12 protein-coding genes and 1 tRNA gene are annotated in these 14,145 nt (G+C 31.2%); 9 read left to right on the top strand and 4 right to left on the bottom strand.

Translation table 11 applies throughout. The annotated features are described in order from the left end of the window. Positions 1-356: 356 nt before the first annotated feature. Positions 357-1,499: an acyl-CoA dehydrogenase gene (locus tag J8L88_RS10715; RefSeq protein WP_211060727.1), complete on the bottom strand. Its 1,143-nt coding sequence runs from the start codon at positions 1,497-1,499 to the stop codon at positions 357-359. A gap of 442 nt (positions 1,500-1,941) precedes the next feature. Here J8L88_RS10715 and J8L88_RS10720 point away from each other — a divergent pair, with 442 nt between their 5' ends. The 7 genes from J8L88_RS10720 to J8L88_RS10750 all read left to right on the top strand — a co-directional run bounded on the left by J8L88_RS10720 (position 1,942) and on the right by J8L88_RS10750 (position 8,215). Further along, on the top strand, positions 1,942-3,168 hold the full coding sequence (locus J8L88_RS10720) for a Glu/Leu/Phe/Val dehydrogenase dimerization domain-containing protein (RefSeq protein ID WP_211060728.1): 1,227 nt from the start codon (positions 1,942-1,944) through the stop codon (positions 3,166-3,168). Positions 3,169-3,195: 27 nt separating this feature from the next. Further along, the gene (gene nhaB / locus J8L88_RS10725) at positions 3,196-4,668 is read left to right on the top strand and encodes a sodium/proton antiporter NhaB (RefSeq protein WP_027392693.1); all 1,473 of its coding nucleotides are present in this window, start codon (positions 3,196-3,198) and stop codon (positions 4,666-4,668) included. 86 nt (positions 4,669-4,754) lie between these two features. Further along, on the top strand, positions 4,755-5,441 hold the full coding sequence (locus tag J8L88_RS10730; RefSeq protein WP_027392692.1) for a MotA/TolQ/ExbB proton channel family protein: 687 nt from the start codon (positions 4,755-4,757) through the stop codon (positions 5,439-5,441). A gap of 1 nt (position 5,442) precedes the next feature. Next, positions 5,443-5,835: a biopolymer transporter ExbD gene (locus J8L88_RS10735; RefSeq protein ID WP_027392691.1), complete on the top strand. Its 393-nt coding sequence runs from the start codon at positions 5,443-5,445 to the stop codon at positions 5,833-5,835. A gap of 3 nt (positions 5,836-5,838) precedes the next feature. Further along, on the top strand, positions 5,839-6,726 hold the full coding sequence (locus J8L88_RS10740; protein WP_211060729.1) for an energy transducer TonB: 888 nt from the start codon (positions 5,839-5,841) through the stop codon (positions 6,724-6,726). A gap of 108 nt (positions 6,727-6,834) precedes the next feature. Beyond that, positions 6,835-8,052, top strand: coding sequence for a folylpolyglutamate synthase/dihydrofolate synthase family protein (locus J8L88_RS10745; protein WP_211060872.1), 1,218 nt, complete (start codon positions 6,835-6,837; stop codon positions 8,050-8,052). 85 nt (positions 8,053-8,137) lie between these two features. Next, positions 8,138-8,215: transfer RNA gene (locus J8L88_RS10750), tRNA-Val, on the top strand. Between the two features lie 303 nt (positions 8,216-8,518). On the opposite strand, the gene J8L88_RS10755 is transcribed toward J8L88_RS10750, so the two are convergent. The 3 genes from J8L88_RS10755 to J8L88_RS10765 all read right to left on the bottom strand — a co-directional run bounded on the left by J8L88_RS10755 (position 8,519) and on the right by J8L88_RS10765 (position 12,699). Next, positions 8,519-10,696, bottom strand: a complete 2,178-nt coding sequence (locus J8L88_RS10755) for a prolyl oligopeptidase family serine peptidase (protein ID WP_211060730.1) — start codon at positions 10,694-10,696, stop codon at positions 8,519-8,521. Positions 10,697-10,764: 68 nt separating this feature from the next. Further along, positions 10,765-10,917, bottom strand: a complete 153-nt coding sequence (locus J8L88_RS10760) for a hypothetical protein (RefSeq protein WP_211060731.1) — start codon at positions 10,915-10,917, stop codon at positions 10,765-10,767. 96 nt (positions 10,918-11,013) lie between these two features. Continuing rightward, positions 11,014-12,699 carry an AraC family transcriptional regulator gene (locus tag J8L88_RS10765; RefSeq protein WP_211060732.1) on the bottom strand — a complete coding sequence of 562 codons (1,686 nt, stop codon included), beginning with the start codon at positions 12,697-12,699 and terminating at the stop codon, positions 11,014-11,016. Between the two features lie 644 nt (positions 12,700-13,343). Here J8L88_RS10765 and J8L88_RS10770 point away from each other — a divergent pair. Continuing rightward, complete coding sequence (locus tag J8L88_RS10770; RefSeq protein WP_211060733.1) at positions 13,344-13,493, top strand: hypothetical protein; 150 nt, start codon at positions 13,344-13,346, stop codon at positions 13,491-13,493. Between the two features lie 3 nt (positions 13,494-13,496). After that, the gene (locus tag J8L88_RS10775) at positions 13,497-14,024 is read left to right on the top strand and encodes a UpxY family transcription antiterminator (RefSeq protein WP_108802859.1); all 528 of its coding nucleotides are present in this window, start codon (positions 13,497-13,499) and stop codon (positions 14,022-14,024) included. The last annotated feature ends 121 nt before the right edge of the window (positions 14,025-14,145 follow it).

Raw genomic sequence — 14,145 nt, forward strand, 5'->3', positions numbered from 1 at the left:
TCAAAATCCAAATACTAAAAAATACAATTAATAGAAAATGAATATAATTTATATTAATGTTAGGTATTAATGTTGCTTTATGTGTACCTATTACGGTGTATATGGTTAAGATTCTCGATGTATTTTCCTTAATGATGTTTTATTTGTCTAAAGGAATATACCAGGTGGATGTATTATTTTATTATTATAATATTATTTAATAAAAATACTTTATAAGTATTAAGGGTAATTTTAACAGGAGATGTATAATCTAAATTCGTTTGAAGAATGTAATTTAAGGAGGTAGAGAATTATAATATAAAAAAGCCCAAATTGTTTTAACAATTTGGGCTTTTTAAATAGAGAATTTTAACTAATTAATCTCTAAGAATACTTCTGGAAATTACAATTTTCTGTATTTCACTGGTACCTTCATATATTTGAGTGATTTTTGCATCTCTCATTAAACGTTCTACGTGGTATTCTTTTACAAAACCATTACCACCATGAACCTGTACAGCTTCAACAGTAACATCCATTGCAGCCTGAGATGCTGCTAATTTTGCCATTGCGCCAGATAAATCATAGTTTTCATGATTGTCTTTGTCCATAGCAGCTTTATATACTAGCATTCTGGCAGATTCGATTTGAACATGCATATCTGCAAGCTTAAATGCAATTGCCTGATGGTTCATGATTTCTGTACCAAAGGCTTTACGAACTTTAGAATATTCTTTTGCCAATTCATAAGCTCCTTGAGCAATACCTAAAGCCTGCGCAGCAATACCAATACGACCACCAGCTAAAGTTTTCATAGCAAATTTGAATCCGAATCCATCTTCACCGATTCGATTTTTTTTAGGGACTTTTACGTCATTAAATATAAGGGAATGCGTATCACTACCTCTAATACCTAATTTGTCTTCTTTTGGACCAATTTCAAAACCTTCCCATCCTTTTTCAACAATGAAGGCATTGATACCTCTATGTTTCTTTTCTTTATCGGTTTGAGCAATGACTAGGTAATAATCAGAAGTACCTCCATTAGTAATCCAATTTTTAGTTCCATTTAAAATATAATGGTCTCCTTTATCAATTGCTGTTGTTTTTTGTGAAGTAGCATCACTTCCAGCTTCAGGTTCTGATAAACAGAAAGCTCCTATTGATTGTCCAGTAGTTAGTTTACTAAGATATTTTTCTTTTTGCTCTGGAGTGCCATAAGTATCAAGGCCCCAGCATACCAAAGAATTATTAACAGATACGATTACAGAGCAAGATGCATCTATTTTGGATAGCTCTTCCATTACGAGTACATATGAAAGTGTATCCATACCACCACCACCATATTCTGGTGATGCCATCATTCCTAAAAACCCAAGCTCTCCCATTTTTTTGACTTGTTCAGTAGGGAATTCTTGCTTGTTGTCTCTTTCAATGACTCCTGGTAATAACTCTGCTTTAGCAAAATCACGAGCAGCATCGCGTATCATTAATTGTTCTTCGGATAATTTAAAGTCCATATTTGATCCTTATTTACTGTGCGTGCATAACACGCGAATTCAACTTTTCGATGAAAATAAATCGAGATAAACTCGATATTTTTATTAATTCTACAAATATAAGTTATAATACACAAGTTTTGATGTTTTTTTCATTTTTTGGTAATTTCTTTTAGAGATTGATATTTAATAGTGTTTTTCATTTTAGATGTCTTATTTTTCTTGGAATATTTGTCTGTTAAGACAAGAAATAATTTTGGTTTATTATTTTTTTTAATTTAAGGTTTCTCCCTATTTAGTTTTTTATATTTGTGAAGTCACTTTTGGGTGATAATTATTCAATTTATTTAAAAACTTTTTATGAGACAGCACTAACTCCGTAATGGAGGGATTATTTAATTAGAAGTTAGGAAAGATAAAATCTTTAGTCAAAGTGCATTTGTATAAATTGAAGTTTTAAAAAATGAAAGAATTATTAAAAAAATACGAAAATAAAGCCCCTGAAATAGTTTTTAACTGGAAAGATTCTGAAACGGAAGCTGAAGGATGGACAGTTATTAATTCATTAAGAGGAGGAGCCGCTGGTGGTGGAACACGAATGAGATTAGGATTGGATATGAATGAGGTTCTTTCTTTGGCAAAAACCATGGAGGTTAAGTTTACAGTTTCAGGCCCAGAAATAGGAGGAGCTAAGTCAGGTATTAATTTTGATCCAACTGATCCAAGAAAAAAGGGAGTTTTAGAGAGATGGTATAAAGCAGTTTCTCCATTACTTAAGAGTTATTATGGAACAGGAGGGGACTTAAATGTTGATGAGATCCACGAAGTAATACCTATAACTGAGAACTGTGGAGTATGGCATCCACAAGAAGGAGTTTTTAACGGGCATTTTCAACCAACAGAAGCTGATAAGATAAATAGAATTGGACAATTACGCCAAGGAGTTATAAAAGTTTTGGAGAACACAACTTTTTCTCCTGATGTGTCAAGAAAATATACGGTAGCCGATATGATTACTGGATATGGAGTAGCGGAAGCAGTAAGACACTATTATGATATTTATAGTGGTACTGTAAAAGGTAAAAAGGCGGTTGTACAAGGTTTTGGAAATGTAGGGTCTGCAGCGGCATATTATCTTTCAGAAATGGGAGCTAAAGTTGTTGGAATTATTGATCATGCTGGTGGATTAATAAATGAAGATGGTTTTTCTTTTGAAGAAATAAAAGAACTTTATCTTAATAAAAAAGGAAATAAATTATATAGTGAAACACTAATTCCTTTTGAAGAATTAAATAATAAAATATGGTCTTTGCAAACGGAAATTTTTGCTCCTTGTGCTGCATCTAGATTAATTACAAAAGATCAGATTGCGCAAATGATAAATTCTGGTTTGGAAGTGATTTCTTGTGGAGCAAATGTACCTTTTGCAGATAAAGAAATATTTTTTGGTTCTATTATGGAGTACACGGATGAGCAAGTAAGCTTAATTCCTGATTTTATTTCTAATTGTGGAATGGCAAGGGTATTTGCTTATTTTATGGAGAGAAGAGTTTTGATGACAGATGAAGCAATTTTCAATGATACATCTCTAACAATAAGAGATGCGATACAAAGAATATTTGATAAAAATAATTCTAATAAGAATATAAGTAGAACAGCGTTTGAGATTGCTTTCAAACAGTTAGTTTAATTATTATACAAATTAATTACATATACTATGTTTAAATATTTTCTAGGTAATAGTCCTAAATGGTTTAAAACCGTAATGATAGGATTTCTAATCTTTAATGTGTTTTCGTTTTTTTTCCTCGGTAAGACAATTACGTCTTGGATATTTATTGCAGAATTCATTTTTACATTGGCGATGGCATTAAAATGTTATCCCTTGCAGTCAGGAGGACTATTAGCAATAGAAATTTTAGCACTTAACCTTACTACTCCAAAGAATGCCTATCACGAAGTGGATCAGAATTTAGAAGTAGTATTACTTTTGGTATTTATGGTGGCTGGAATTTATTTTATGAAGCCATTATTAATGTACATCTTTAGTAAAGTATTTACTAAAATAAAATCAAAAATGATATTGTCCATGCTGTTTGTTTTTCTAGCAGCAGTACTTTCAGCTTTTCTGGATGCATTAACCGTTACGGCGGTGTTAATTAGTGTTGCTGTTGGTTTTTATGGAGTGTATCATAAAATTCATTCTATGCCCGCTTCTGATTTTGATCAGGATGGATCACTGGATCGAAAAGAACTTAGCGGTGAAACATTGGAGGAGTTTAGAAGTTTTTTAAGGAGTTTAGTTATGCATGGTGTAGTGGGAACTGCTTTAGGAGGAGTATGTACTTTGGTAGGAGAACCTCAAAATCTGTTAATAGGAGAAAGAATGGGATGGGATTTTATAGAATTCTTCATTAAAATGGCTCCTATCACATTACCGGTATTAGCAGCAGGATTATTAACTACCGTAGTTCTAGAGTTAACTGCCTCGTTTGGATTTGGAGCTAAGTTACCAGAAGTGGCAAGAAGAATTATTGAGAATTATACTGATCAAGAAGATGCAAATAGATCAGATAAGGCAAAATATGGATTAATAGTACAAGGAGTGTCGGCTATACTTCTTATTATTGGTTTAGCATTGCATTTAGCACCTGTAGGATTTATTGGTTTGGCATTGATAATTATACAAACTGCCTTTATGGGAATTACAGAAGAACATCAATTAGGAAAAGCTTTTGAAGAGGCGCTTCCGTTTACAGGATTGTTGGTAGTTTTCTTCGTTATCGTAGCTATGATTCATGATCAACATCTTTTTTCACCTATAATTGATTGGGCATTATCTCTGGATCCATCTAAACAACCTTCTATGTTCTATGTGGCTAACGGATTGCTATCCATGATTAGTGATAATGTATTTGTTGCTACTGTATATATCGGAGAGGTAAAACAAGCATTTGATAATGGTGTTATAACAAGAGAACAATTCGAAAAATTAGCTATTGCTATAAATACAGGAACAAATTTACCTAGTGTTGCAACACCTAATGGTCAAGCGGCGTTCTTATTCTTACTTACTTCTTCTTTAGCTCCACTTATTGGTTTGTCTTATGGAAGAATGGTTAAAATGGCATTACCATATACTATCATACTTGGTGGTGTAGGTCTTTTAGGAATAATTTATGTATTATAACAATCATTAAAAATATACTTAACCTATAGAAATAACGTTAGTATACTAACACTAAATTAACAAGAACAAATATGACCCATTTATTGATGCTTGGTATGTTTGCCCAAAATACCAAAGAAATTGATCCGGAAGCAGAAGAAAAAACATTGTCCATTATCGATTTATTGCTTAGTGGAGGAACAGGAGGAGTAGTTATTATAGCTATACTTTTTGTTTTGTTATTTGTAGCAGTTTATATTTATTTCGAAAGAATTTTTGCAATTAAAGCAGCATCTAAATATGATGAAAGTTTTATGCATCAAATTAGAGATAATGTTGCAAGTGGTAAAATTGAAGCTGCAAAAATTTTATGTGCGCAGACTAATAATCCTGTTGCTAGGTTAACCGAAAAAGGAATTTCAAGAATAGGAAATCCTTTAGAAGATATTAATAAAGCAATAGAAAACGCAGGTCGACTAGAAGTTTATAAATTGGAGAAAAACGTAAGTATTTTAGCTACGGTTGCTGGTGCTGCTCCGATGATAGGATTTCTAGGTACTGTAATTGGTATGATTTTAGCATTTCATAATTTGGCATCAAGTTCAGGAAGTGCAGACATGGGATCGTTGGCAGAAGGTATTTATACCGCGATGACGACTACAGTTGCTGGATTAGTAGTTGGTATTGTTGCTTACATAGGATATAATCATTTAGTTGTAAGAACAGATAAGGTTATTCATCAAATGGAGGCAACTACAGTGGATTTCCTTGATTTATTAAACGAACCTGCTTAATATGAATTTAAGAGGAAGAAATAAAGTCAGTCCAGAATTCAGTATGTCGTCTATGACGGATATTGTGTTTTTGTTGCTGGTGTTCTTTTTACTAACATCTCCAACAATTACGCCTGAAGCGCTTGATTTAATATTGCCAAAGGCTAAAGGTAAGAGTTCTAACGTTCAAAATATATCAGTTAGTATTACTAATAAGTTACAGTACTATGTAGATAATGAACGAGTGAGTCAGAGTAGATTAGAATCTACTTTGTTAACTAAGTTGTCAGGTAAAAATGAGCCTACTATTATACTAAGAGCTGAGGAAGGAGTTCCTATTGAAAAAGCTGTTGGAGTAATGGATATAGCAAATAGAAATAAATTTAAAGTAATCTTAGCTGTAAAACCAGAATAATTTATGTTGAAACTAGATACAAAACATAAAAAAAAGTCTTTTATAATAACCATAATATTACATGTGGCTATTATCTTTTTATTGTTTTATCTAGGATTAAGCCAGTTAGATCCAGACCCTGAAGGCGGTATCGCTGTTAATTTTGGAACAACACTAACTGGATCAGGAGATATTCAGCCGACCGAGGCAATAAAATCATCTCCAAAACAAACAACTCCAGAATCTGCTTCGGATGTTCCCGAACCGGAACCTGAAACTCCTGAGATTACAGAAGAAGTGGTTACCCAGGATATTGATGATGCTCCTGTAGTAGAGGAAAAACCAAAAAAAGAACCTCAAAAAAAGGTAGAGAAACCGAAAGAAAAACCAAAAAATAAGCCAGCAGAAAAAAAAGTTGAAGAAAAGCCAGTAGAAAAAGTAGAGGAAAAGAAACCGGACCCTAAACCGGATAAATCGACTTTGGATATATTAGATAGCTTTTCTAATGGTCCTAAGAGTGATGGCAAAGCTAAAGGAGGAGAAGGAGATGACGGAAAGCCTGGAGATAAAGGTAATCCTAATGGGAATCCTTATGCTACTAGTTATTATGGACAACCAGGTCCCGGAGGTACAGGAGGCGTTGGATATGGTCTTAACGGGAGAGGAAGACCTACAAATTCTAAAGTAGTACAAGAGTGTAATGAAGCTGGACGAGTGGTAGTGAAAATTATCGTTAACAGATCAGGCAAAGTTGTTCAGGCTATTCCTGGAGTTAAGGGTACTACAAATAGTGCTAAGTGTCTTCTAGACCCTGCTAAGAAGACAGCGCTTACTTTTAAGTGGAAAGCTGATCCAAAAGCTCCAGTCAAGCAAATTGGTTTCGTAGAAGTGACTTTTGGGTTAGGTGAGTAACTACATTTATATTGATAATTTTAAACTTTTCTTCATATAAATAATAAGTTCTTTTTTTAACTTTAAAAATGGAACAAATTTTATAAATCAATAATTAAAGAATTTAATATCGACTATCAAGCAACTTTAGAGTGGATGTTTGCACAGTTACCAATGTATCAGCGTCAGGGTGCAAGCGCATATAAAATTGATTTAACAAATACAGTTAATTTAGTAACTTATCTTAAAAATCCTGAAAATAAATTCAGGAGTGTCCACGTAGCTGGAACTAATGGAAAAGGATCGACTAGTCATATGCTTGCTTCTGTTTTACAAGAATCAGGATATAAAGTCGGTTTGTATACTTCACCGCACCTTAAAGATTTTAGAGAACGAATTCGTGTTAATGGAAAAGTTATAAGCAAAGAGTATGTAGTGAATTTTGTTTCAAAGCATAGGTCGTATTTTGAAGCAAATCAATTATCATTCTTTGAAATGACCGTTGGCTTGGCTTTTCAATATTTTTCTGAATCCAATGTAGATATCGCAATAATCGAAGTCGGTTTAGGAGGTAGGTTGGATTCTACAAATATTATTATACCAGAGGTTTCTGTTATTACTAATATAGGATTAGATCATACGCAGTTTTTAGGAAATACATTAAGAGAAATTGCAAGAGAAAAGGCAGGAATTATTAAAAACAATGTGCCTATTGTTGTAGGTAGAACAACTGAAGAGACGAAGAGCGTATTTGAAGAAAAGGCTTTAGAGCACCATAGTGATATCTATTTTGCTTTTGATTACCAAGGTGTGGTTTTTAGTACGGATCTAAAAGGCAGGTATCAGGACGAAAATATGAAAACCGTATTGCAAACGATTCTTGTTCTAAAGGAAAAAGGATGGAGTATTAGTAATGAGAGTATGGAGAATGGGTTTGCAAATGTTGTAAAAAACACAAGTCTATTAGGTAGATGGCAAATATTAGGAGAAAAACCAAAAGTTATATGTGATACTGCACATAATGAAGATGGCTTAACTTATGTAATGAAACAGTTGTCAGAGGAAAAATATGATACTTTGCATATAGTTCTAGGTGTGGTTAACGATAAAGATTTACAAAGTGTTTTACCTTTATTTCCTGTAAACGCGATTTATTATTTTGCAAAACCTGATATAGGAAGAGGATTAAAAGCGAAAATATTACAGGAAGAAGCGTTAAATTTTAATTTGAAAGGAAAAGCTTATAGTTCTGTGTTGTTGGCTTATAAGACTGCTTTACAGGAGGCTAGCAATAAGGATTTGATCTATGTTGGAGGTAGTACATTCGTAGTTGGAGAAATAATTTAATTTTTCTTTCAAATTCTTTTGGTAGACTGTAAAACTGTGTTATATTTGCATCCGCAATCACGAATAAGGGTTGTGAAACATAAAAGGGCAATTAGCTCAGTTGGTTCAGAGCACCTCGTTTACACCGAGGGGGTCGGGGGTTCGAATCCCTCATTGCCCACCAAGAAAATCCATTCATTTCTGAATGGATTTTTTTATTTTTAAATTATCCTATGATAAATTGATTGAATTAAAAAATAGACTGATCTTAAGGTCTAAAATAGGATAAAGATTGTTGTACAAAACCTGAGTTAATCCTAAAGAAGTAGTCTTAAATTAGAAACTAATAGGGTGTAGTAGTATTATTTGATAAACAGTGTAATGAAAATGAAATCTTTGACGAGGTTATTTTTTTTCAATAAAAAACATTATGGGAATACACTTATTGTTAGGGTGTCTAAAAATTATCATTATAACAAAAAATTGATTATTTCGATTGATAATCTGGATGACCTGTTTGCCATAGTAAAAAAGTCATTATTTTTGATAATTCTGTACTTTGTTTATTAACAGAAGCTTCAAATCCATGGCCTCCTTCAAAATCAATATCCAATAAGACTGGATTATTAGAATTGCCTTCTTCCTGTAATTTTGCAGCAAATTTTGCAGGTTGCCAGGCTGGTACACGAGAATCGTTCATCCCAGCAGTGAGATAAATTGCCGGATATTGTATTCCTTTTTTAAGATGGTGATAGGCATCCATTTCTAATAACGCTTGAAACTCTATAGAATCTTTAACGGTACCAAATTCTTTTACGTTATTTTGTCCATTAGGGCCAAATTCGGAACGTAACATATTTAATGTTCCCACTCGAATCGCAGCGGCTTTATATAAGTCCGGACGTTCTGTAATTGCTCTACCAATCGTAATACCTCCTGCACTAGCTCCCCAAAGTGCTGTTTTATCTTTATTGGTATATTTATGATCGATTAGATAAGTTGTGCAAGCAATCAAATCTTTCCAAGAATTGGGTTTGGTAACTTTACGACCTCCTAAATGCCAATCATCACCTTTTTCTCCTCCTCCCCGAACATGAGCGGTTGCATAGATACCTCCTTCTTCTAACCAATGTAATAAATAGTTATATAAGAAGGGAGAATTAGACCATTTATAGGCACCATAGGCGTTAATGAGCATTCTATTTTGACCATCTAATTCCGTCCCTTTTTTATAGATAATAGATAAAGGAACCATTACCCCATCATGCGATGGAATTTCAATTTCTTCAACTATTACATTTTTTAAAAAATCGTATTGAGTCAATGAAGCTAAATCTCTTGATTCAAATTGCTTTGTTTCGTGATTTAGAATATACGTTTCTTTATAACTAGTCCAACCTTCTATTGTAATTCTTAGTTCAGAAAAATCGATTCCATGTGAAGACAAATTGATGTTACCAGAAGGTTTGGGAAGCTTAATTTCGGATTCTTTTGTAGTTAGATGATCTCGAAAAAATAATTTAGCTTCAACTCCATTTTTTGTTTTTACGTAATAAATTCCGTCTTTAGTTACTTCAAAATCTGATATTACGGAATAGCTTTGTTCTGGAACTAATAATGTGGGATTTTCAAAATTAGGTTTCTTTAAATTAGCTTTACAAATTTTGAAATTCGAGGCTCCTTTGGCTGTTCGATAATATAGTTCATTACCATAAAGGAAAAACTGTTTAATCTTTTCCTGTTTTCCATAAAGCTTTTTCCAATTTATCTTTTGTTGGGATATATTTTTTATTTCTTCGTAATAAGTATCTCTATAAGACGATACTCCAGCAATAGAAGCAAGAACATAATTATTTTTAGGGTTTGTGAAATAGATAATAGGAAAATCCTCTTGTTTGATATTAATTTTTGGGTTATTCTTTTTAGAAAATATAGTTTTAAGTTTATCTACTTTTTTATTTAAATAATAGATTTTAGCCTCAGCTAGAAAAGAATAATCTTTGTTTTTGGTATCTGTAATTGGAGTGTAGGTATAAATGAACCCTTCATTATTTGGTAGCCATTCGACTCCTCCTAAGGAATTCGGTAATGCATTAGGTAGCGTATCAGAAACTATTTTTTTTGTTTTTACATCCATCACAAAAAGTTGAGAAAACTCTTCATCATTTTTAGTTATACTAACAACTATCATATTTGAATCCCAGCTTGGCTGAATGTAATTAATCGAATAAGATTCCTCAGAAGACGGTTTAAAACTTTTGGGATCATATAAAAGTTCTTCAGATCCAAAAAAACCATTTCTTAGATACAACTTAGCTGTCGTTTCGTTTTTTAAGCGCTTTAAATAAAAATAAGTATCATTTTGACTAATTTTCAATTTAGAAATAATACTTTCATTATCGTTTCTCTTTTTTTCAATGGACTTTTGAATTTTAACTATTCCTGGATTATGACCAAAAGCTTTCTCAGTTTCTGTTTTTTGGTCTTTTAACCAACTTATAGTTACTGAATCATTTAAATTCTCTAGTCTTCGATATGTATCTTCAATTTTTTGCCCATAATACTCATCTACAATATTTGAATCTTTCAAAGCTTCAGTTTTTTCTTTTTCTTTACATTGAATTGCGACTACCAGAAGTAGAAATACATTTAATTTTCTTATCATACATTTACTAAAAAAAAAGCCATCTGATACTTATTAAGTAATCAGATGGTTTGATGTTGTTACCAAAATTAACATAATTGCTGGGTCAATTGAGTATTTTGACCGGAATCATCGTCATCAAGCAGCGCAGCAAATCCTCCTTTGATTGTTCTGGAGTTATTTAATTTTGAAATTTGAAATTTTTCGAAACTTAATTTGTTTTTTTTTCTGTCTTTTTTCATTGTGTGAATTTAAATAGGGTTAACTGATTTCTGTCACAAATGTAATGGGATTTTTAACTAAATTTTAAGCCTATATGCTTAAATTCATGAATTTCATCACCTATTTTCCGCTATTTTGTTCTTTAAATTCTTTAAAAAATAAGAAGGGTAGATCCCAGTGTTTTTGTGGAAAGCGGTAGTAAAAGATTGTGCCGTATTAAAACCAAATTCTTTGGCAATGGCCTTTATCGTATAAGATCTTAATTTAGAATCCTCGGTTAGTCTTGTTACTGCATAATCGATCCTGAGATTATTAATGTATTGAGAAAAAGAGGTCTTTTTCTTAGCGTTTATTATTTTTGATAAATAACCATTATTGGTATTTAATTCTTTGGCAAGTAAGCTTAAAGTGTATTGTTTTGTTACAAATTGATTGCTTCTTTCGAATTTGTCAAGCTTACTTAGAATCGTATCGACTACTTCAGATGGTAAATCAATATCTTCTCTTTGACTTTTCTCTTTAGGATGCGTACTATTTTTCTTTACTGCATGTTCATTCAGGTTTTCTAATAAGATTTTAAATCGTTTTTTGTTTATTAAATTTCTTCTACCAACATAAATAATAATCGCTGACAAAATCAAAACGAATAGAACTAAAAACCAATTTATCAATTTTTCTGTTTTTTTCTCCGTTTCAAGTTTTGTTATCAGTTTTTCTTTTTCCGAAATTAATTTTGGAGTATCATATTGTTCTGCTATCTGTTTACTTAGATTCGTAGGTCTAGTTTTAAGAATACTATCCACGGATAGTAATTTCTTTATGATTTCTAATTGTTTTTCCGCATTGTCTTCATATTTTTTGAATAAAGCTTCATAGGCATCTCGTGCTTGAAGAATTACTTGAGGACTTTTTTTATAGGTAGAATCAACTTTATCAAGATAATATATGGACTTTGTTTTATCATTAATCGAATCATAAATACTGCTAATATGTATGTAATTCATAGCAAGTGAAATTTTTTTGTCTTCTATTAATGAAGTCCCTTTAATCATACTGTCTAGGGCGATTTTGTATTCCTTTTGTATCAATTTAGCACTTCCATACGATAATAAAAAAAGTGGATACAAATATTTATCCTCAGTATCCGAGCTTACTTGTATCCCTTTCTTGCTATAGAATTGAGCAGAATCTGCCCTTTTATTAAGTATGTAAGCATTAGAAATAGCGAATAAAGATTTTAAATACTGTTTTTTATGTTTTTCTTGATGCTCTAGCTTTTTAAAAAAAGACATATTTTCCTTAAAAATATTAAAGGCCTCATTGTTTTCATGAATCTTACTTTTAAGTAATCCTATGTAATGTCTTATAATTAACTGTTTGAATTCATCTTTTTGCTCACTATAATATTCATTCGCTTTTAGATAATTTTTTAATGCTTCGTTATATTCTACTACATAATAAAGCTGTATTCCTTTTTGTAAATAACCTTTAGCCAGATAAGCTTTGTCTTTAAGGTTTTGTGACACTTGGATGATACTATCAGAATATTTAACGGCATCCTCAGAATGACTAAATATTTCAGAAAGCGTGTAATAAGCCTCTGCAAGCTCAGCAACATTATTATTTTGTTTGACCAAATTTAGGTATTGATTCGCTAGTGATTTTTTGCGAAATTCATTGCTTTCACTCTTTATTTTATTGGAGTATAAGATTGATAATGAATCTTGTTTTTGTATTTGATTTGCACATAAAATATTAACAAAAAATAATAGTAGTATTAAAAAAGAAAACTCATTTCTCATACATTCAATTTCGATATAAAATTTTAGGTTTAAAGGTAAAAATAGAATGGTTATTGAGAATTAAAGAAAAGTTAAATTCGTGTTTTTATCCATTTTTTAGCCTGTATACTTATTACAAAAATAATTAAAGTCTTTATTAATGTCTTTTTTTTCTGTAAAGTTTTGATATACAGGTTTTTTTAAGTTGAAAATATGAATTGAAATTCATGAATTTCAAGCTTATATTCATGAATTTCAGTTGTATCTATTTTCATATTCCACATAATATATAGACTTTTGAATTATTAACGATTTATTAATGATTTTAAAAAGGAATCATTTCAAATGTTTCTTGAAATTTGTTGAACAGCTAGGTTGATTTATGTTTTACATTAATAATATAAATTAACACTTATGATCGGAAAATAAATTGTTTTATTTGAAATTATAAAATTTTAGAATAGGTTATCCTATTCATGAAATAATCTTTGGAAGTATTTTTTTGAATAGAAAAATTATATAATCCGAAGATTATAATATAACAAATTTTGATATAAAATAGCTCAACTTTAAAAGGATACAGCATTACAAATTCTGTTGAAAGTTAAGTTGTGAAGAAGACATAGTTTTTCGAAATAATCCCATTTTTTGGAAAAGTCACGCATATGTCACTTTTAAAAATTTCTAGAAATAGAGATTTTGGGAGTGCAGGAGGCGAAGCCATATCAAAACCTCATTTTAATATACATTTTTTTAAGTTTTACATTCTTGTTGACACAGGAGTGTATGTAAATATCTCACATATAAATCATTAACTCATGTCAAAAACTTTTAAAACCGGTTGGTATGTCCTGTATGTTAAATCATGTCAGGAGAAAAAAGTTCACGATCTTTTACAAGAAGATCAATTAGAATCTTTTTTACCCGTAGTAAAAACTATTAGAAAATGGAGTGATAGAAAAAAGATTGCTTTTAAACCTCTTTTTACTTCTTATGTATTTGTAAAGATTAATTCACCTTTAGATTTTCATAAAGCACTTTCCGTAAATGGCGCTTGTGCTTATATCCGATTTGGGAGTGAATATGCAATAGTAAAGGATCAAGAGATTTTAAACATTAAATTATTTTTAGGATCTAACGAAATTTCTAATGTAGAAACTTCTAATAGAACATTTAAAATAGGTGAAATCAAGAAAATTAACTACGGATCACTAAGTGGCCTGGAGTGTGAGATCTTAAAAGTTAACAATACCAATAAACTTATCGTAAGGATAGATTCATTGCAACAGAGTATTATAGCTACAATTCCTTCTTGCCATATTGTAGATATTCATAAGGTAGCATAATATTAATCAAGCTATTTAAACTACAAATCTACTTACATTAAATTCCTGAAAAAATCAAGTTTATATCATCTAAGTAAATTATATAGATGATATAAACCTAGTAAAATATTATGTTCGATTG

This window comes from Aquimarina sp. MMG015 (assembly GCF_018100855.1).
Taxonomy (GTDB): Bacteria; Bacteroidota; Bacteroidia; order Flavobacteriales; family Flavobacteriaceae; genus Aquimarina; species Aquimarina latercula.